We start from the raw sequence: 21,569 nt of genomic DNA on the forward strand, positions 1-21,569 counted from the left end.
TTATGGCCATGTTTTGATATAACGAGTAGTTTCGGTTATGTCATGCACACCAGAAATGGTTGGTACCAATTGAGATATTACACGGTTCCAGCGAACAAGCGGAGCGGTTGTAACATAGACAATATCATATGGTTGAAGTTGGAATTCAGTACCGAGAACCATTGCCGACGCATCTTGAGCATTAAGTTGATATATATTGGCGATCTTGCCTTCTTTATCACCTTTCAATTGACGAATAACAAATACACCTGTTGCATCACTTAATGCCTGAGACATCCCCTCAGCATTCCCGATTGCTTCAGCTAAGGTCATACCACTACGATCCATTTTCATGGTGCTCTGCTTTCCAACTTCGCCCATGACAAACACTTTCAAATCATCATTTCTTGGCACAAACAAGATATCACCAGGATATAGTAAATAGTTTTGTGTCAAGTCACCTTTTTGCATCAGTGCATATAGTGATATTTTTGTATCTTTACCATTATGGGTTAATACGACATTACGCCAATCAGCATCTGGAGCAAGTCCTCCTGCAGCATTAATCGCATCCATTACTGTTAATGGAATATTAGTGATCGGCTGTTGCCCTGACTTTAAAACTTCACCCGTTACGTACGCCTTTTGTGAACGAAATGCTGCGATACTGATGTCAACTTGTGGGCTTTCGATATACGTTGTCAAGCGAGATGATATGTCCTGGCGTACTTGGCTTAATGTTTTTCCTGCAACCTGGACTTTCCCTATATAAGGATAAAAAATGCTTCCATCAGCGTTGACCCAGTTACCCGTGTCGCTTGCGCTTCGATATTGACCTGCCGGGGTTGTCAATTCGGGATGATCCCATACTGTCACCATTAGTACATCACCCACGCCAATACGATATTCATAACTTTTTAATAGCGTATCGAGTTGTGGGTTTGAACGCGCGATAACAGGCGCCGGACGTAACTGATCAACTAAACCTGGAGTCATTGGATAAACATTTACCAACTTATCCAGATCATAATCACTGTCTGGTAACTCTACCACGTTCTTTCGAAGGCTATTCAACCCCTGACCGGGTAGTATCGTACAACCGGATAGAAACCCTATTGCCAACGCTAAAGCGGAAAACCTAATAATTTTTTTCTTCATAATGTCACATCATCAGTAAATCAAAAATGGCCACTTTTGCACAACTGACATAGCGATATGGTTTTAGTGGAATTATCAATTACTTAACACCATACCGCTACCAATTGCTTACTTATAAACTAAATGGAATCTCTATACCCGCACTAGCACCTACATCGTCGCTATCACTATTATCGGCATTGGTGTACCAAAGATTAGTACTTAACCGAACAGACCTATAAACATCTCCACTCCAGCCTAACTGAATTCCTTTTAATGTGTCTGAATGCGGGAACGCTTTATTAATTGACTGATCCTTTGGATTGACCTTCGCGTAAACAAGACGAGAGCTCCAGCGCTGATTATCTTCAGTCACCAACTCAACTTTGCCTGCAAACAACTGGCCATCTCCCCCCATCGCGTCACCAAGTGGATAGCCTTGCTGATAATAACCATCTTTATAGATGTGATGGGTATAACTGTAATTGGTGCGACTCATATTCGTACGGGTATCATGCGCTTCTACATACCAGTTAATCGCATCTTTACCCCAGCCGTGGTGACCTTCAATACCACCAAGATACATATTCGCGGAAGGTAAGAATCCTGACTCATCTTCGCCAATCATTTGGCCATAGAAACTCACCGGCCAGCCCAGGGTAGGTTCGAGCTTAAACTTAAAATCAAAGCCGGCAAGTTGGTTGCCCGGTTCATTTGGATCGTTGGCTGAGGAGTTGTCTTTGCCCGTAAATCCATCCCAAAAACTGCTAAAGGATTCAGGTCGCCCTTCTCCCCCCCACTGCATTATACGTGAAGCGCCAAGCTCAAGTGATTGGAAAGGTGTGAAAGTAAGACGACCGCCGAGGATCTTAGCGTGAGGCACGGCCGTATATTGATTCATCTGACTAGCGGAAATCTGATACTGCCACGGACCAATCCAGCGCAGCCACCATGTCTCAGGAGCAGCTTGTTCAGCACGTTGCATTAAAAAACCGGTCATCGGTCTGGCCGCATCGCCACGAATCAGGCTACCTTCATAACCAGGGCCCCACCACTGAGGCACCTGCCCGAATGATAACCATTGGTTCCAGAACTTGACTGCGCCATAAGCGCCGTTGGCATTAAAACGTGATCCATTGCTAATTCGCTCCCCGCCTTCGACATTCCCCTGTAGATGTACATCCCACCACTCACCGCTGTTGTTGAAGGCAAGAGACAAGGAGTTATCCGCTGGTTGACTTTGGCCAAATCCCTGCGGTGTTCCTGGTTGGTCAGTCGACGTATAGCCGCTTACGCGAAAATCCGCCTTCAAATTAGAAAGACGTTGATTGATGCGCGCAAGGACAACTTGTTCAGAGGAATATGAAGGTTTTGCTTTTTTCAGCGCTCGGGTAATTTCTTCCTGGCTGAGCGGCCAGGTGGAGAGACTTAGATGAATGACTCCGCGATCGGATAACCATGCCAGGTCGTTGCGAAGTTCATTATCATTTTGCACCAATCCTGCTGCATATACCTGCGAGCTAACTGATGCAACCAGACCCAAAGCAAGTGCGATACGAGCAATTTTTATCATTGTTCAAGTTCCATTTACGAGTCCCTTCCCACCAGGTGGGTACGGCAATGGGGATTTTTAAGAATCAGGAGCTTATGAGTTCGACAAGCCTTTTTTTACAACAGCGATCCATTGCCTCGATGGACAACTCCTCAAGCACGAGCGGTTTGCTGCAAACGGATGTGAACTTAACGCATTCATAATGTAAGCGATATTGGTTGCTAAGGCTACTTTCATGGCCTCAATAATGTGCACATGATCAGAAGTCTGACAACGTCGCTAAGCGTAGGATGAGTATTCAAAACGCTGGGTACCGTGAGTGTCAGGATACGCTACCGCCCTTGGCTTAACAGCTACCAACGCACTGTACCTCTAACCCAGCAATTTTCTTTACATTGACTGTTGGTGAATTAACCACAGCAATTATTTTTTACCGCCTCGAGTTTACGAGATTCTTCTCTTAATTGGGAGTATAAATTCAACCCTACAAAGCGGATAAAGCGATATTTTTCATTTTTACCGGCAAGGATTCATCTGTTAATAAGATTATTTAATGGAATCTCTCAGCAACCGGCCAGATTATTACCACTCAAAGCGCAACGCCTTGTAACCACATGATTTTAAAGGGATAAAAATAAATCCTTTGTTTAAGAAAAAAAATAACCATGCAGTAGTCAACTACAAAATATGATAGCTATCATTACCCACTTCTTTTTTGGGTTCCAGAACGACAACTCTGATTTCCGTTATTCTCTTTTCATTTAAGAATCATCTTACTCGTAATAACATGCTGAACCGTGCTTTCAGATAGTCTGTTACCATTATTATGTTTCACCATTATGAAAGTCACGATTCTAAAATCCCCATGTTATCGATGGACAAGCTATTTATCATACTAATCACTACAGCAGTTAATTTGTAAACTTATCGAACCAGTATGATTAATATATATGCTTATGTAGATCGGCTCTGGTGAATGGCTTCTCAAATGGTCCGATCATGGTTGCAACCTCGCCTAACAACGACTGCGTCGGCGCTTTAACCCCAGTGTTTAATAATATGAGCGGGATGATGACCACGCTCAACGCCCCCATCCATGAAATCTGCGCAGAGCGTGAGGCCGGCGTACGCCATTGCAACAGCAGAAAAGTCAAACTTCCGCAAGCGCCCAGGATAAATCCACTTACTACTTCAGATACCGAATGTGCATGAATCATCAAACGGGAATAACCAACAATGCCCGCAAGAACAAAGCCCATAAGTACGGCCCCCCCGCGAAGGGATGATGAAGCACGGGAAGTTAACAGCCATATGAGTATTGGCCAAAATGCGGTAGAGAGCGCGGTATGTCCGCTGAAACCAGTAAAATCGATTTCACGTATGCCAATCCCCCAGCCCATAAAAGCCAGCTTTGAAATGCACACGACAGTTCCCGTAATCCCAAAAAGCAACGCCCATTGCCAGGCCAGCGTCCGGGATGTTTTACGAAGCACCAGCACCGCGAACAGCACCACCGCGCTGGGCAGTAACACGGTACTATCGCCAAAAAAAGAGACAAATTGCCAGTTCATTTACGCTTCATCCTCTGACGATACATCCCTTTTCCCTGTACCTTATCCATGAATTCCTTATGGGCATATTCATCCATTAACATCACGTTTATATGCATACATCACCGTTGTTTAATGGCTAAACATGATCTCAGTCAAGTTTTATTTCGCATCTCTAACTGTGCTGCAGTGCGCTTGTTTAAGAAAGAGCGCACTAAACAACTATCAGTTAAGCAATTTTTTGACTCATCTGACCAAATGACAGCCCCACGCGCGACAATCACCGATAAGCCGTTACATCTACGTACTCAATAAGATTCAACTGAGATGAAAATTCTTCATTGCAATTAATGAACCGAATAAATAAGAATCTCGGTTTCATTTCAGTTGGATCTTATAATGCTGGCGTGGCACTCAACATCGTGATGTCACCTGTACGCCAGCTCTCGCTCGTATTAACCGTTTAGTTTCACGCCAGCAGCTTTTTGATGCTCTCGCGGAATTTGGTTCCTTCTTTATGGTTACGTAAGCCGTAGCTTACAAACGCCTGCATGTAACCCATTTTTTTGCCGCAATCGTAGCTCTCGCCGGTCATCAACATGGCATCGACAGACTGTTTCTTCGCCAGGGCAGCAATAGCGTCTGTCAGCTGAATACGACCCCATGCGCCAGGTTCAGTACGCTCAAGTTCTTCCCAGATATCAGCGGATAGTACATAACGGCCAACGGCCATCAGGTCGGAGTCGAGCGTTTGCGGTTCGTCTGGTTTTTCAATAAATTCAACAATACGGCCAATCTCCCCTTCCACTTTCAAGCCATCTTTGGTTTGAATGACGGAATACTCGGAGAGATCGCCTGGCATTCGTTTGGCCAGAACCTGGCTGCGCCCGGTTTCGTTAAACCGCGCTACCATTGCCGCCAGGTTATAACGCAGTGGATCCGCGCTTGCGCCATCAAGAATGATATCCGGTAACACCACAACAAATGGATTATTGCCAACCGCCGGACGCGCACAGAGGATAGAGTGACCCAGGCCCAGTTGCTGACCTTGTCGAACGTTCATTATTGTTACACCTGGCGGACAAATCGCCTGCACTTCGGCTAATAATTGGCGCTTAACACGTTGCTCCAGCAGCGCTTCCAGCTCATAAGAGGTATCGAAATGGTTTTCTACAGCATTCTTAGATGAATGGGTGACCAGCACAATTTCTTTGATTCCGGCGGCGACAATCTCATCGACGATATACTGAACCATCGGCTTATCAACGATCGGCAGCATCTCTTTCGGTATCGCTTTGGTCGCAGGCAACATATGCATCCCTAACCCTGCTACCGGAATAATTGCTTTCAAACTCACCATTATTTCATCCACCTATATGGTTATAAACTTTCGAATTTTTGTCAGAACGTTGATGTCACTGGCATTTGTTTGTGATGGTACAGCATCGTACCGTGCACGACTTTAACCAAAATCCTAAATTACTCTCTTAGTCCAAGAATACACGCAAAAAATGCTAGCTGACAGGTAGCTTTAAGAAAATTCTCACACTTTTGTCCTGGCCAATCGCCGCTTGAGGAAATAGAGCAAAAACAACGTTTAATACATTGTTATTTAACAATAATAATTGACAAACTCTCCTGATGATAAGCTACTGTCTTTACGGATTTAACACCATCATTCTTAAAAATGACAGTGATGAGCCACTTCAGGAAAAGTCAAATCCCACGCGAAATAGCAATTTGCCGATAGTAATCAGTAAAATCGTCTAAACTTTGGACAAAAGCTTCTCTGACTAACCTTCTTACCCGCGGATTAACCCGTTGACCATCGCTGATACTGCTGCTTTTATGCAACAATGAGCCATCTTAAGGGTCTTATTAAACCCGAGTCCTGACAAGCTACGGAATTCAGTAGGAATATTCCCCTTAATACCATTTTGGTGAAAAATACGGCAATATTTTGGCATTGCCCGTAGTTAATAACTCTTCCTTATCCTTGCTATTACCGCACAGTAATTGCATGGATTTCTAATTAATTCCGAAACAGCCCAGATAGATCTTAAACGCCCGATATTTAACCATCGTTTATTACGTTATAACTTTCGTTTGTATCCCAACCCACTGCCCATTACTACGATAAAACGTTGCATTTTACCTGGCGCTTATCCATGATCGGTAGATGATTCGATTAGGTTGTAAAGGTTCTTAGTGATTATGGAATGGATTGCCGATCCCTCAATCTGGGCTGGTCTCATTACGCTTGTGGTTATCGAACTGGTTCTGGGGATAGATAACCTGGTATTTATTGCGATCCTTGCCGAAAAGCTCCCCCCTGCTCAGCGCGATCGTGCACGCGTTACCGGTCTGTTGTTGGCAATGGTGATGCGTCTGGTTCTGCTGGCGTCAATTTCCTGGTTAGTCACCCTCACCACACCGCTCTTCAGCTGGCATGACTTAAGCTTCAGCGCCCGTGATTTAATTATGTTATTCGGCGGATTGTTCTTGTTGTTTAAAGCCACCGTAGAGCTTAATGAGCGGCTGGAAGGAAAAGACAGCAATAACCCCACCCAGCGTAAAGGCGCGAAGTTCTGGGGCGTGGTGACGCAAATAGTCGTGCTTGATGCCATTTTCTCGCTGGATTCGGTCATTACCGCAGTGGGTATGGTTGATCACCTGGCGGTGATGATGGCTGCGGTCATTATCGCCATTACGCTGATGCTAATGGCCAGCAAAGCTCTCACTCGCTTTGTCAACAGCCACCCCACGATCGTCATTCTGTGCCTTAGTTTCCTGCTGATGATCGGTTTTAGCCTGATTGCCGAAGGATTTGGCTTCCCAATCCCGAAAGGCTATCTGTATGCCGCCATCGGTTTCTCGGTAATGATCGAATCGTTCAACCAGTTAGCCATCTTCAATCGCCGACGCTTCCTCACAGCCAACCTCACCATGCGGCAGCGGACGACTGAGGCGGTGATGAATCTACTAAGCGGGCGTAAAGAGAACGCTGAGCTTGATGCTGAGACGGCAACCATGGTCGCCGACCAGGGAGAAAACCCGCTGTTTAATCCGCAGGAACGCTTAATGATTGAGCGCGTCCTGAATCTGAATCAACGCACCGTCAGCAGCATTATGACTTCACGTCATGATATTGAGCACATCGACTTAAGCGCGCCCGAAGAGGAAGTTCGCGCACTGCTGGAGAAAAACCAGCATACCCGAATTGTCGTCACCGGCGGTAACGACAATGAAGATCTGTTAGGAGTTGTTCATGTTATCGACTTGCTACAGCAGTCGTTACGTAATGAGCCGCTCGATTTACACATTTTGCTGCGCCAACCGCTTATTTTCCCGGAGACCCTGCCGTTGCTCCCGGCGCTGGAGCAGTTCCGCCTGGCGCGGACGCACTTTGCTTTTGTGGTCGACGAATTTGGCTCCGTTGAAGGGCTTGTAACCATCAGCGATGTTATGGAAACCATTGCGGGTAATCTGCCTAATGAAGTGGAAGAGATCGATGCTCGTCATGATATTCACAAAAACGCCGATGGCAGTTGGACTGCTAACGGCCATATGCCGCTGGAAGATCTGGTGCAGTACGTTCCACTGCCGTTGGATGATAAGCGCGAGTACCACACGATTGCCGGGCTACTGATGGAGTATTTGCAGCATATTCCTGCCGCTGGCGAGGAAGTGAAAATCGGCGGTTATACCCTGCGTACACTGGAAGTTGAAAGCCATAGGGTACAGAAAGTACAGATTATCCCGCCGGTTGAAGTAGAAGATGAATTAGATTATGAAGTGTGAATGAAGTTGAGGGCTCAGCCGCCGCGAGCAACTCGCGGCGGCTGATGATTACAGCTTATCGAGTAGTTTCTTCACGTCTTTGCCGTTCTGGCTATTACTATTGCGTTCCGCCCACTCATTCAAACGCTGTCTCGCTTCATCCTGCAACTGCTTGCGCAGGATCTGATCTACCTGCAGGCTATAGCTTAACGACTGCCACTTACCATAAATGCGCAGCGGAATTGCCGTCTGCTTGAGGCGATCAATAAGCTTGCTTTCGCCTTTCCAGCCACCTAACACCCGCACGTTGAAATGCATGTCGCAATCCTCTGCGATCAGATTCAGATTGCCTTGTCCATTCAACGCCATCATGGCCGACTGTCCCTGCAAGTCGTTAAGCGTTATCTGACCATTGTTCAGGGTTAAATCACTGCTTAGTGCGTCAAGCTGAGTCGCGTTATCGAAGTTTTCCTGCGCCTGAACATTGGTGCTCCTCGCTACAGCCTGCTGTACTAGCTGCTGGAAGTTGAGCCCTTCGGTACGCGTATCCTTCATTTGCAGCTGCGCCTGTCCGCGCCAGTTGCGACGGAAGTCATCTGCATCAATGCGCGGCCCGGAGAAATCCCCATTCAGGGATAATTTCCCCGTCAGGCTAATCGGGTAGTTAAACGCCTGCAAGATGGTACCGATTTCTACATTATCCAGTTGCGGTTGGAAAGCAGCATGCGAAGTGTTGCCTCTGACATCCAGCACCCCAGGTAACGAGAGACGCCCTTCCCCCAGACTACCCTGCAGTTGTTTCACCGTCAGCAGCCCCTGCTGGTTAGTGATATCACTCTTCACCTGGCTGAATCGCATACCACGCCACTGCACCTGGTCCGCCGAAATCGCCAGCTGGCCGTTAAAGCCAAGCAGACTATGATAATCCTGCTGGATATCGCTATCGGCAATCACAGGGCGCAACTGTCTCGGCTGGCTTTGTCCACGCTGATCGGCATTGCCTTCATTAGCCGCCGCGCTTTGCGCAAGCAAACTATCCAGATTCAGTGTGGTTGCCTTCAGATTTAGCAGCCAGTCAGGTTTATCCCCCAGCACAACGCTACCGCTACCGGTAATTGCGCTGCCATTAGCAGTGAGATTGAGATTGTCGAAATTGAGTTTTTTCGCCTCTTCAATCCAGCTGGCTTGCAAACTTCCTTGCCCGCTCAGGCCGTCCGGCGGCAACTCCGCACCACGTACCTGCCAGTTGAGCTGCGAAAAATCCGCTTTCAGAGAGTGAGGATAATCGCCGCCCTGAACCTGGGCTGTAAAGGACAACGCTAAGTCACGTTGATCGCGATTGACCCTGCCGGAGAAATCAACCGTCGCCAGATGGTTGTCATCCTGCTCCATTTGTAAGCGTATATCGCGCACGGTGACCTGTTCGCCATTTTCATGCTGGAAGAACAGGACACTATCGGCCACCTGCAGTTTACGGACATCGTATGACCATCCGCGATCTTGCGGCGCCTGCGGCAACGTATTGTCATGCGGCACCACCGGCGCGTTCTGGTCACGCACCGCTTCCGTTTTGGCGGTCAGCTGAATGACCGCGCCTTTCAGCATCACCTGCTTCACCTGCAGCTGATGAGAAAGTAGCGGCATCAGCGCAACATCCAACCGCATGTTATCGGCACGCACCACCGGTTCGGAAGCGCCTGGCGCCGTCAGCGCCATACGGCCGGAGAGAATACTCAGCTGCGGCCAGACATGCCAACGCAGCGGTCCATCAAGCTTCAGCTGATAACCGCTACGCTCCGCCACTTCCTGCACCATATAGTTGCGGAAGTCATTAGGGTTGACCAACAGCACCAGCGCAGCGAGCCCCGCGACAATGACGGTCAACAAGATCATCAGCGTGGTCAGAATTCGTCTCATGGCATCCTCGATAAGCCGCTAACTTTATCAATCCTTGTCGATTCGACTCGCTACCGCGCCCTGCTGGTCGCGATATTTGGCATCTTCACGGCGGTTATATGGCCGCTCCGCCGGGCCCGAAAGCGGCTCAAAGCTCAGCGCGCCAATGGGCATTCCCGGGCGCAACGCCAACGGCAGCTTGCCGGAATTATAGAATTCCAGCACGATGCAGCCAGACCAGCCTGGATCAATACGGTGCGCAGTGACGTGAACCATGAGTCCGAGACGCGCCAGCGACGAACGGCCATCAAGCCAGCCGACGAGGTCTGCCGGAAGCGTTACAGACTCATAAGTCACTGCCAGCGCTAATTCTCCAGGATGAAGATAGAAAGCCTCGCCTTCCGGCAATACGATCTCTTCGCTCATGACCCGGTCCAGCGCCGCGCTCACTTCCGCCTTCGGGCCGCTCAGGTCAATAAATGGCGCCGTATGACCGCGGAAAGTACGGAATTTATTGCCTAAGCGAACGTCAACGGTCGCACCGTTAATTCGATCCACCGGCGGACGTGGGCTGATTGCCAGGCGCCCTTCATCCAACCAGGCTTCTATATCTCGGTCACACAGACGCATGAGCTTTCTCCTTTAAGGCATCTAGCCCTTACGCTTTCCGGGAATAAGGGCAATTGGGATTCTCTTTGCACGTTACACAATTAGTACGTGTTATTCAAAGAACTGACTGATTTTGGCCTTCAGAATATCGATGGCAATACGGTTTTTACCGCCGCGCGGGACAATAATGTCAGCATATTGCTTGGAAGGTTCAATAAATTGCAGGAACATTGGCCGCACCGTCTTCTGATACTGCGCCATCACCGAGTCCATGGAACGGCCACGCTCGTTAACATCACGCTTGATGCGGCGCATCAGACAGATATCCAGCGGGGTATCGACGAAAATAGAGAAGTTTAATTCATTGCGCAGTCTGGCATCCGTCAACAGCAGGATCCCCTCCAGAATGATCACTTTCTTCGGTTGAATATGAATAGTTTCCGGCATACGCGTATGTTCAACGTAGCTATACACGGGTAATTCAATTGGCTGGCCGCTTTTCAGCGTCTGTAAATGCTGGAACAGCAAGCTATGATCCATTGAGCTTGGATGGTCATAGTTGGTTTTTACACGCTCTTCCATCGACAGATGGCTTTGATCTTTGTAATAGCTGTCTTCTGGAATAACGCCAATATGCTCATCGCCAACTTGTTCACGTAATTCACGATAAAGTGTGCTGGCGATAAGGCTTTTGCCCGAAGCCGATGCGCCGGCGATGCCTACAATGACGCACTGATGAGACGTATCAGTCATAAATTTTTGCGACCTGATTAACCTGGATGTAGATGGAGGGTGACGGTTGACCGTCAAACGCGGCAATTATAGGGATTTCAGGGCGGCGATACCAGTGATATGCGCCCTGTACGCCTATTCCTCGTCCGGCGCCCAGCCTTCGGTGTACCAGATATGCAATAAAGCATAGGAGCGCCAGGGTTGCCAGCGGCTGGCATAGCGGGCAATACGCGCAGGCGTCATTCCAGGAAAACGCTGTTTAATCAGATAGTCATCGGGCAGAAAAATATCTTTTGCCTGCCAACCGCGCAGCGCGTAGTAATTTGCCGTCCAACGACCAATGCCAGGCAGGCTCTGCAACTGCTTCATACCGGTTGCAATATCAGCAGGCGCCGATAGCGGTAATTCACCGCTCAATGCCGCTTTGCCAAGGTGAATCAATGCCTCCGCGCGGCGAAGCGGCATACCCAACGCCTTGAGCGCCAAAGGGTCGGCTTGCGCCAGTTTCTGTGGCTCAGGGAAGACAACATAGCCTGGCGCTTCACTTAACGCTTCTCCATAGACCGCGGCCACTTTTGCCGTCAGCTTCGCTGCCATCGCTACACTCACCAGTTGACCCAGCACCGCACGCACCGCCTGTTCGAACGCATCCAGCGCCCCCGGCAAGCGAAGTCCTGGTCGCGGCTGCGCCAGTTTGCCTAAGGTTTGCGAAACCTCCTGCGGGTCGCAGGCCAAATCCAACAGTTGCGTTACGCGCGACAGGCACTGGTCTGCTACCGGTAATAGTCCGCGAGAGAGCGTCACCCGGAAACCCTGGCCGCATTCATCCGCTTTAACCGAGATCAATCCACGATGTCCATCGATACTAAAGCTGCGGGTATATTCATCTTCATGGAAGGTTTCAATTCCCGCCACCGCACGCGCGCTGAGAAACGCGAACATCCATTGCCAGTCATAGGGGGGTTGCCAGGGTAATAATGTCATGCACTCTCCTTATTAATCGCAACAAGCATAGATGCTCTGCGCCAGATGCGCCTTGCTTTTAAATTCCAGTTGTCGGCATGGCGGCAATCCGCTAAAGTCGCCCCCCTTCTTCACTGGCATGGGGATTTTTCCGGTTATGTTTATTGGTTTTGACTATGGTACCGCCAACTGTTCGGTCGCCGTTATGCAGGGTGGCAGCCCACGGCTTTTAACGCTGGAAAACGGTAGCCCATTGCTGCCGTCGATGCTTTGCGCCCCGACGCGCGAAGCGGTCAGCGAATGGCTATACCGCCATCACAATGTCCCGGCCGACGGCGCGGAAAACCAGGCGCTGCTACGACGCGCCATTAATTATAACCGTGATGAAGATATCGAAGTCCTCAGCAACAGCGTTCAGTTCGGACTCGCCTCTCTGCATCAATACGTTGACGATCCGGAAGAGGTCTACTTCGTTAAGTCGCCAAAGTCGTTTCTTGGCGCTAATGGTCTTAAACCCCAGCAGGTCGCTTTATTTGAAGATCTGGTCTGCGCGATGATGCTGCATATTAAACAGCAGGCGCAGTCTCAGCTTAGCGAGCAGATTACCCAGGCGGTCATTGGTCGACCGATTAACTTTCAGGGTCTTGGCGGCGATGACGCTAACGCGCAAGCCCAAGGAATCCTTGAGCGGGCAGCGAAACGCGCTGGCTTCAACGATGTCGTGTTTCAGTTTGAACCCGTTGCAGCGGGGTTAGATTTTGAAGCCACGCTCGACGACGAAAAACGCGTGCTGGTCGTCGACATCGGCGGCGGTACCACCGACTGCTCGCTGCTGTTGATGGGGCCACAGTGGCGGCAGAAAGCCGAACGTCAGGATAGCCTGCTCGGCCACAGCGGCTGCCGTATCGGCGGTAACGATCTCGATATCGCCCTGGCCTTCAAATGCTTGATGCCGTTACTCGGCATGGGCGGCGAAACGGAAAAAGGCATCGCGCTGCCGGTACTGCCCTGGTGGAATGCGGTGGCGATTAACGACGTCCCGGCGCAGAGCGATTTTTACAGCGCCGCCAACGGTCGTATGCTTAATGACCTGCTGCGCGACGCTCGCGATGCCGACAAGGTCGCACTGCTGCTTAAAGTCTGGCGACAGCGTCTGAGCTATCGCCTGGTGCGCAGCGCGGAAGAGAGCAAAATCGCCCTTTCCGCTCAGCCGGATTTCAATGCCGAACTGCCGTTTATCAGCGATGAGCTGGCGACCGCTATCAGCCAGCAGGGGCTGGAAGAGGCGCTCAATCAACCACTGGCTCGCATTATGGAGCAGGTAAAGTTAGCGCTGGAAAGCAGTCAAGAAACCCCGGACGTTATCTATCTCACCGGCGGTAGCGCACGATCGCCGTTAATTAAGAAGGCGCTGGCCGCGCAGCTGCCGGGGATACCGATCGCCGGCGGCGATGATTTTGGTTCCGTGACCGCCGGGCTTGCCCGCTGGGCGCAGGTGGTTTTCGCCTGAAACGCGAGCGCCATTCGGTAACCTGAGTTGACTTTGCCGCTTTTTCGTCCTAATTTGCAGGATGAAGGGTAAGGGAGGATTTCTCCTCCCCCTGATACACTGTTAGTAAGTCGGGAAACTTATCAGTAACAGCACTATCAGTATGATGACCAGATTCATCATAACCCTTTCCTTATTTAAGGCCCCTTCCTCAGGAGGGGCTTTCCTGTATTTAACCTCCGCTAAATCAAGCTGACGTTACCATGCCGCGTCTGACACATTTCTTTTCAGCGTTCGGCTTTGCGAGCCTCCTCGTGAAAGCCCGCCAATTCAGACCTTTCCATACGCGCTTTTCATAATTCCTCCATTTTTGCGGGGCGTTCCGTTACTAAACTAGTATCATTCAGCGAAAGCTTCAGGATGAGATAGCAAAACAATGAAAAGCAGTAACACACTTCGTTGGGGAATAGTCCTGACGGTAATTTTGGTGGCGGGAGCCGCCTATTGGTTCTGGCACGATCGTTCCGAAGAGACAACCGCAGGTGCCGCTGGCGCAAGTCAGCAAGGAGCAAAAGCGCCTGCCGGGGCGCGTCACGGGCGTTTTGGGGCAACGCTGGCCCCGGTGCAGGCGGCAACCGCCACCAGCGAAGCCGTCCCCCGCTACCTTACTGGTCTTGGGACCATCACCGCGGCGAATACCGTGACAGTGCGCAGTCGGGTTGACGGCCAGTTACTGAGTATTCATTTCCAGGAAGGTCAGCAGGTCAAAGCCGGCGATCTGCTGGCGCAAATCGATCCCAGCCAGTTCAAGGTGGCGCTGGCCCAGGCGCAGGGGCAGCTTGCCAAAGATAACGCCACCCTCGCAAACGCGCGCCGCGATCTCGCCCGCTATCAACAACTGGTCAAAACCAACCTTATCTCCCGTCAGGAGCTGGATACCCAGCAGTCGCTGGTGGTCGAATCCGCCGGTACGGTTAAAGCCGATCAGGCCGCCGTCGCCAGTGCGCAACTGCAGCTGGACTGGACCCGCATCACCGCGCCGATTGACGGGCGCGTGGGCCTGAAGCAGGTCGATATCGGCAACCAAATTTCCAGTGGCGACACCACCGGCATTGTCGTTCTCACGCAAACTCACCCTATCGATTTGGTCTTTACCCTGCCGGAGAGCGATATCGCCACCGTGGTACAGGCGCAGAAAGCTGGTAAAACGCTGGCCGTCGAGGCCTGGGACCGAACCAATAAACAGAAGATCAGCACAGGCAGCCTGCTGAGCCTCGATAACCAAATCGATGCCACCACCGGCACTATTAAGCTTAAGGCCCGCTTTAATAACCTCGATGACGCATTGTTCCCGAATCAGTTCGTCAACGCCAGAATGCTGGTGGATACCGAGCAGGATGCGGTCGTAATCCCCACCGCCGCGCTACAAATGGGCAATGAGGGGCACTTCGTATGGGTGCTGAACAGTGAGAATAAAGTCAGCAAACATACGGTCACGCCGGGTATTCAGGATAGCCAAAAAGTGGTGATTAACGCCGGGCTGTCAGCGGGCGACCGGGTGGTAACCGATGGTATCGATCGCCTGACGGAAGGCGCTAAGGTCGAAGTCGTCGAAGCTCACAGCGCCGCGCCGGAACAACCTGCCGCCCGCCAGAGTGGTAAAAACGGAGCGGGCGCCTGATGCAAGTCTTACCCCCGAGCAGTACGGGCGGCCCTTCCCGGCTGTTTATTATGCGTCCGGTGGCGACAACGCTATTGATGGTCGCCATTCTGCTGGCCGGGATCATCGGCTATCGCTTCCTGCCGGTCTCCGCGCTGCCGGAAGTTGACTACCCGACCATTCAGGTGGTGACACTCTACCCCGGCGCCAGCCCGGATGTGGTGACGTCATCGATTACCGCGCCGCTGGAACGCCAGTTTGGCCAGATGTCCGGCCTTAAGCAGATGTCCTCGCAAAGTTCGGGCGGCGCGTCGGTCATCACCCTGCAGTTCCAGCTGACCCTGGCGCTGGATGTCGCCGAACAGGAAGTGCAGGCGGCCATCAACGCCGCGACCAATCTGCTGCCGTCTGATTTACCCAACCCGCCGGTTTACAGCAAAGTGAACCCGGCGGATCCGCCGATCATGACCCTGGCCGTCACCTCCAGCGCGATGCCGATGACGCAGGTCGAAGATATGGTGGAAACTCGGGTGGCGCAGAAGATTTCTCAGGTTTCCGGCGTCGGTCTGGTGACGCTTGCCGGCGGCCAGCGTCCTGCTGTACGCGTTAAGCTCAATGCCCAGGCGATCGCCGCGTTAGGTTTGACCAGCGAAACCGTGCGTACCGCTATTACCAGCGCCAACGTGAATTCAGCGAAAGGTAGTCTTGACGGCCCGGCCCGCGCGGTCACCCTTTCCGCCAACGATCAGATGCAGTCGGCAGAAGATTACCGTCGGCTGATTATCGCCTATCAGAACGGCGCGCCGATCCGTCTTGGCGATGTCGCGACCATCGAACAGGGCGCCGAGAACGCCTGGCTTGGGGCGTGGGCCAATAAGCAGCGGGCGATCGTAATGAACGTCCAGCGCCAGCCGGGAGCGAACATCATCGCCACCGCCGACAGCATCCGCCAGATGCTACCGCAACTGACCGAGAGCCTGCCTAAATCCGTTAAGGTCCAGGTGCTTTCTGACCGCACCACCAATATTCGCGCGTCGGTCAGCGATACCCAGTTCGAATTGCTGCTGGCCATCGCGCTGGTGGTGATGATCATTTATCTCTTCTTACGCAATGTCCCGGCAACAATCATCCCCGGCGTCGCCGTGCCGCTGTCGCTGGTCGGCACCTTCGCGGTCATGGTGTTCCTCGATTTTTCGATTAACAACCTGACGCTAATGGCATTGACCATCGCCACTGGTTTCGTGGTCGATGACGCTATCGTGGTCATTGAAAACATCTCCCGCTATATCGAAAAAGGTGAAAAACCGCTCGCCGCCGCGCTGAAAGGCGCGGGGGAAATCGGCTTCACGATTATTTCATTAACCTTCTCGCTGATTGCCGTACTGATCCCGCTGCTGTTTATGGGTGATATCGTTGGGCGATTGTTCCGCGAATTCGCCATTACCCTCGCGGTGGCGATTCTGATTTCAGCGGTGGTCTCGCTGACCCTGACGCCGATGATGTGCGCGCGGATGTTAAGCCACGAATCGCTGCGCAAACAAAACCGCTTTTCGCGGGCCAGCGAGCGTTTCTTCGAGCGGGTTATTGCCGTCTATGGCCGCTGGCTAAGCCGGGTACTGAACCACCCATGGCTAACGTTGAGCGTAGCGTTAAGCACCCTGGCGTTATCGATTCTGCTGTGGGTCTTTATCCCGAAAGGTTTCTTCCCAATCCAGGATAACGGCATTATTCAGGGCACCTTACAGGCCCCGCAGTCGGTGTCGTTCGCCAGTATGGCGCAACGCCAGCAGCAGGTATCCGATCTGATTCTGAAAGATCCGGCGGTTGAAAGCCTGACGTCGTTCGTCGGCGTTGATGGCACCAATCCGGCGCTGAACAGCGCGCGTCTGCAGATTAACCTTAAACCACTGGATGAACGCGACGATCGCGTGCAAACGGTCATCAGTCGTCTACAGCAATCGGTGGCAAGCGTCCCTGGTATTGAGCTCTATCTCCAGCCAACGCAGGATCTGACTATCGATACCACCGTCAGCCGAACTCAGTATCAGTTTACCCTGCAGGCTAACTCGCTTGATGCGCTGAGCAACTGGGTGCCGCAATTGCTGTCGCGCCTGCAATCCTTACCCCAGCTTGCCGACGTCAGCAGCGACTGGCAGGATAAAGGGCTCGCGGCTTATATTAATGTCGATCGCGATAGCGCCAGCCGGCTGGGTATTTCCATGGCGGATGTCGATAACGCGCTGTATAACGCCTTTGGCCAACGGCTGATCTCGACAATTTATACCCAGGCCAACCAATATCGCGTGGTACTGGAGCACGACACCCAGGCGACGCCGGGGCTGGCGGCGCTGGATAATATCCGCCTCACCAGCAGCGACGGCGGCATCGTGCCGCTGAAATCCATCGCCAGCATCGAGCAACGCTTTACCCCGCTGTCGGTGAACCATCTCGATCAGTTCCCGGTAACCACCATTTCATTCAACGTGCCGGATAACTACTCCCTCGGCGAAGCGGTAGAGGCTATTTTGTCAGCCGAGCAGTCGCTGGATTTCCCAAGCGACATCCGCACCCAGTTCCAGGGCAGTTCCCTCGCGTTCCAGTCGGCGCTCGGTAGCACCGTCTGGCTGGTCGTCGCGGCGGTCGTCGCCATGTATATCGTCCTCGGCGTGCTGTACGAAAGCTTCATTCATCCCATCACCATTCTTTCGACCCTGCCGACCGCCGGCGTCGGGGCGCTGCTGGCGCTATGGCTGGCCGGTAGCGAGCTGGACGTGATTGCCATCATCGGCATCATTCTGCTGATTGGTATCGTGAAGAAAAACGCCATCATGATGATCGACTTTGCCCTCGCCGCCGAGCGCGAGCAGGGGATGCCGCCGCGCGAAGCCATTTACCAGGCCTGCCTGCTGCGTTTCCGGCCAATCCTGATGACCACCCTCGCCGCCCTGCTTGGCGCGCTACCGTTGATGCTTAGTACCGGCGTCGGCGCCGAGCTGCGTCGCCCATTGGGGATTGGCATGGTTGGCGGCCTGATGCTCAGCCAGGTACTGACGTTATTCACCACGCCGGTGATTTATCTGCTGTTCGATCGGCTATCGCTGTATATGAAGAGCCGCTTCCCGCGCCGTGAAGAGGAGGCGTAAGTGAAGTTTTTCGCTCTCTTCATTTATCGTCCGGTGGCGACGATTCTTATCTCGCTGGCGATTACCCTGTGTGGGATCCTCGGATTCCGCCTGCTGCCGGTCGCGCCGCTGCCGCAGGTGGATTTCCCGGTGATCATGATTAGCGCCTCGCTGCCCGGCGCCTCGCCCGAAACCATGGCCTCGTCGGTAGCCACACCGCTGGAGCGCTCGCTGGGGCGCATTGCCGGGGTCAATGAAATGACCTCGTCGAGCTCGCTTGGCAGTACCCGCATCATCATGGAGTTTAATTTCGATCGCGATATTAACGGCGCCGCCCGCGACGTGCAGGCGGCGATTAATGCCGCGCAAAGCCTGCTGCCGAGCGGGATGCCCAGCCGCCCCACGTATCGCAAAGCTAACCCGTCCGATGCGCCGATCATGATCCTGACGCTCACCTCGGATACCTATTCGCAGGGCGAGTTGTACGATTTCGCGTCAACCCAGCTGGCGCAAACCATCGCGCAGATTGACGGCGTCGGCGATGTCGACGTCGGCGGCAGCTCACTGCCGGCGGTGCGCGTCGATCTTAACCCGCAGGCGCTATTTAACCAGGGCGTCTCACTGGATGCCGTGCGCAGCGCCATTGATAACGCCAACGTGCGTCGCCCGCAGGGCGCTCTGGAAGATGAAACCCATCGCTGGCAGGTGCAGACCAATGATGAACTGAAAACCGCGGCGGAATATTTGCCGGTGATCGTCCACTACAACAACGGCGCGGCGGTACGCCTTGGCGACGTGGCAAAAGTGACGGATTCAGTGCAGGATGTGCGTAACGCCGGGATGACCAACGCCAAACCAGCGATCCTGTTAATGATTCGCAAGCTGCCGGAAGCCAACATTATTCAGACGGTCGACAGCATCCGCGCCCGCCTTCCTGAGCTACAGCGTACTATCCCGGCCGCCATTGATTTGCAAATCGCCCAGGATCGTTCGCCCACTATCCGCGCTTCGCTGGAAGAGGTCGAACAAACGCTGGTGATCTCGGTCGCGCTGGTGATTCTGGTGGTCTTCCTGTTTTTGCGCTCCGGGCGCGCAACGCTTATCCCGGCCGTCGCCGTACCGGTGTCCTTAATTGGTACCTTCGCCGCCATGTATTTATGCGGTTTCAGCCTCAATAATCTGTCGCTAATGGCGCTGACCATCGCCACCGGTTTCGTTGTCGATGACGCCATCGTGGTGCTGGAGAATATTTCCCGCCATCTTGAGGCGGGAATGAAGCCGCTGCAGGCCGCGTTACAAGGCAGCCGTGAAGTCGGCTTTACCGTGCTGTCGATGAGCCTGTCGCTGGTGGCGGTGTTCTTACCGCTGCTGCTGATGGGTGGCCTGCCGGGGCGCCTGTTGCGCGAGTTCGCCGTCACGCTATCGGTAGCGATCGGTATTTCGCTCGCCGTGTCGCTCACGCTGACGCCAATGATGTGCGGCTGGCTGCTGAAAAGCGGCAAACCTCATGAACCAACGCGGAATCGCGGCTTTGGCCGTCTGCTGGTCACTATTCAGGGTGGCTATGGCAAATCGTTAAAATGGGTGCTGAAGCATAGTCGCCTGACTGGCCTGGTACTGCTCGGTACGATGGCGCTCAGCGTGTGGCTGTATATCGCCATTCCGAAAACCTTCTTCCCGGAGCAGGACACCGGGGTGCTGATGGGCGGCATTCAGGCGGATCAGAGTATTTCCTTCCAGGCGATGCGCGGCAAACTGCAGGACTTTATGAAGATCATCCGCGAGGATCCGGCTGTCGATAACGTGACCGGCTTTACCGGCGGCTCGCGGGTGAATAGCGGTATGATGTTTATCACCCTGAAACCGCGCGACCAGCGCCACGAAACGGCGCAGCAAATCATCGACCGGCTGCGGAAAAAGCTGGCGAAAGAGCCCGGCGCGAATCTGTTCCTGATGGCGGTGCAGGATATCCGCGTTGGCGGGCGTCAGTCGAACGCCAGCTACCAGTACACCCTGTTATCGGACGATCTGTCGGCGCTGCGCGAATGGGAGCCAAAAATCCGCAAGGCGCTGGCGGCGCTGCCGGAACTGGCCGACGTTAACTCGGACCAACAGGATAACGGCGCGGAGATGGATCTGGTCTACGACCGCGACACCATGTCACGCCTGGGCGTCAGCGTGCAGGATGCCAACAGCCTGTTAAACAACGCTTTCGGCCAACGGCAAATCTCGACCATCTACCAGCCGCTCAACCAGTACAAAGTGGTAATGGAAGTCGATCCGCTTTATACCCAGGACGTTAGCGCGCTGGAGCATATGTTTGTCATCAGTAAAGACGGGAAACCCATTCCGCTGTCGTATTTCGCCAAGTGGCAACCGGCGAACGCGCCGCTTTCGGTCAACCACCAGGGGCTATCGGCCGCCTCGACCATCTCCTTCAACCTGCCGACCGGCAAATCGCTGTCGGAAGCCAGCGACGCCATTGACCGGGCGATGACCCAGCTTGGCGTGCCGTCGAGCGTCCGTGGATCCTTTGCCGGCACCGCGCAGGTATTCCAGCAGACGATGAACTCACAGGTGATCCTGATTATCGCCGCCATCGCTACGGTGTATATCGTGCTGGGGATCCTCTACGAAAGCTACGTGCATCCGTTAACCATTCTCTCAACCCTGCCGTCAGCGGGGGTTGGCGCGCTGCTGGCGCTGGAGTTGTTCGGTGCCCCATTCAGCCTAATCGCCCTGATAGGGATCATGCTATTAATTGGCATCGTGAAGAAAAACGCCATCATGATGGTCGATTTCGCCCTCGAAGCGCAGCGCAACGGCAATTTGCCGCCTGAAGAAGCCATCTTCCAGGCCTGCCTGCTACGTTTTCGCCCGATCATGATGACCACCCTGGCGGCGCTGTTCGGCGCGCTACCGCTGGTGCTGTCGGGCGGGGATGGTTCAGAACTGCGGCAGCCGTTGGGGATCACCATCGTCGGCGGTCTGGTCATGAGCCAGCTGCTGACGCTGTACACTACCCCGGCGGTCTATTTGTTCTTTGATCGTCTGCGGCTGCGTTTTACGCGCAAGTCTGCTCAACCGGTAAGCGAATAAG

The 21,569-nt window shown here is 52.8% G+C and carries 14 protein-coding genes; 5 read left to right on the plus strand and 9 right to left on the minus strand.

The window, feature by feature from the left end; all coding sequences use genetic code 11:
* The 4 genes from PGQ95_RS23920 to galF form a co-directional block, all read right to left on the minus strand.
* Complete coding sequence (locus PGQ95_RS23920; protein ID WP_042895953.1) at window positions 1–1,137, minus strand: polysaccharide export protein; 1,137 nt, start codon at window positions 1,135–1,137, stop codon at window positions 1–3.
* A 112-nt stretch (window positions 1,138–1,249) separates the two neighbouring features.
* On the minus strand, window positions 1,250–2,689 hold the full coding sequence (locus PGQ95_RS23925; protein ID WP_087860444.1) for a capsule assembly Wzi family protein: 1,440 nt from the start codon (window positions 2,687–2,689) through the stop codon (window positions 1,250–1,252).
* Window positions 2,690–3,609: 920 nt separating this feature from the next.
* Complete coding sequence (locus PGQ95_RS23930; protein WP_087860443.1) at window positions 3,610–4,239, minus strand: phosphatase PAP2 family protein; 630 nt, start codon at window positions 4,237–4,239, stop codon at window positions 3,610–3,612.
* A 448-nt stretch (window positions 4,240–4,687) separates the two neighbouring features.
* Entirely contained in the window at window positions 4,688–5,578 is an 891-nt protein-coding gene (gene galF, locus PGQ95_RS23935; protein WP_015706060.1) for a UTP--glucose-1-phosphate uridylyltransferase GalF, read from the minus strand.
* An 854-nt stretch (window positions 5,579–6,432) separates the two neighbouring features.
* Here galF and PGQ95_RS23940 point away from each other — a divergent pair.
* Window positions 6,433–8,019 (plus strand): TerC family protein, encoded by a 1,587-nt coding sequence (locus tag PGQ95_RS23940; RefSeq protein WP_430919592.1) that lies wholly within the window; start codon window positions 6,433–6,435, stop codon window positions 8,017–8,019.
* Between the two features lie 48 nt (window positions 8,020–8,067).
* On the opposite strand, the gene asmA is transcribed toward PGQ95_RS23940, so the two are convergent.
* From asmA to alkA, 4 genes are all read right to left on the minus strand, one after another.
* On the minus strand, window positions 8,068–9,915 hold the full coding sequence (asmA, locus tag PGQ95_RS23945) for an outer membrane assembly protein AsmA (RefSeq protein ID WP_430919594.1): 1,848 nt from the start codon (window positions 9,913–9,915) through the stop codon (window positions 8,068–8,070).
* 27 nt (window positions 9,916–9,942) lie between these two features.
* On the minus strand, window positions 9,943–10,524 hold the full coding sequence (gene dcd, locus PGQ95_RS23950) for a dCTP deaminase (RefSeq protein ID WP_430919596.1): 582 nt from the start codon (window positions 10,522–10,524) through the stop codon (window positions 9,943–9,945).
* Between the two features lie 90 nt (window positions 10,525–10,614).
* The gene (gene udk, locus PGQ95_RS23955; RefSeq protein ID WP_015365789.1) at window positions 10,615–11,256 is read right to left on the minus strand and encodes a uridine kinase; all 642 of its coding nucleotides are present in this window, start codon (window positions 11,254–11,256) and stop codon (window positions 10,615–10,617) included.
* A 114-nt stretch (window positions 11,257–11,370) separates the two neighbouring features.
* Window positions 11,371–12,219 carry a DNA-3-methyladenine glycosylase 2 gene (gene alkA / locus PGQ95_RS23960; RefSeq protein WP_430919598.1) on the minus strand — a complete coding sequence of 283 codons (849 nt, stop codon included), beginning with the start codon at window positions 12,217–12,219 and terminating at the stop codon, window positions 11,371–11,373.
* 136 nt (window positions 12,220–12,355) lie between these two features.
* Between alkA and yegD the strand changes: the two genes are divergently transcribed.
* Window positions 12,356–13,708, plus strand: coding sequence for a molecular chaperone (gene yegD, locus PGQ95_RS23965; protein ID WP_087860657.1), 1,353 nt, complete (start codon window positions 12,356–12,358; stop codon window positions 13,706–13,708).
* Between the two features lie 102 nt (window positions 13,709–13,810).
* Here yegD and PGQ95_RS23970 read toward each other — a convergent pair whose 3' ends face one another.
* Window positions 13,811–13,870 (minus strand): type I toxin-antitoxin system Ibs family toxin, encoded by a 60-nt coding sequence (locus PGQ95_RS23970; RefSeq protein WP_113373696.1) that lies wholly within the window; start codon window positions 13,868–13,870, stop codon window positions 13,811–13,813.
* Between the two features lie 253 nt (window positions 13,871–14,123).
* Between PGQ95_RS23970 and PGQ95_RS23975 the strand changes: the two genes are divergently transcribed.
* From PGQ95_RS23975 to mdtC, 3 genes are read left to right on the plus strand one after another with little or no spacing between them, the layout of a single operon-like run.
* The gene (locus PGQ95_RS23975; RefSeq protein ID WP_430914581.1) at window positions 14,124–15,368 is read left to right on the plus strand and encodes an MdtA/MuxA family multidrug efflux RND transporter periplasmic adaptor subunit; all 1,245 of its coding nucleotides are present in this window, start codon (window positions 14,124–14,126) and stop codon (window positions 15,366–15,368) included.
* The gene (locus PGQ95_RS23980; protein WP_430919600.1) at window positions 15,368–18,490 is read left to right on the plus strand and encodes an MdtB/MuxB family multidrug efflux RND transporter permease subunit; all 3,123 of its coding nucleotides are present in this window, start codon (window positions 15,368–15,370) and stop codon (window positions 18,488–18,490) included. The genes PGQ95_RS23975 and PGQ95_RS23980 overlap by 1 nt, the downstream gene beginning before the upstream one ends.
* Complete coding sequence (mdtC, locus tag PGQ95_RS23985; RefSeq protein WP_430919602.1) at window positions 18,491–21,568, plus strand: multidrug efflux RND transporter permease subunit MdtC; 3,078 nt, start codon at window positions 18,491–18,493, stop codon at window positions 21,566–21,568.
* Window position 21,569: the final 1 nt, after the last annotated feature.

It is taken from the genome of Klebsiella sp. 141240, assembly GCF_050600805.1.
In the GTDB taxonomy this organism is placed as follows: Bacteria; Pseudomonadota; Gammaproteobacteria; order Enterobacterales; family Enterobacteriaceae; genus Klebsiella; species Klebsiella aerogenes.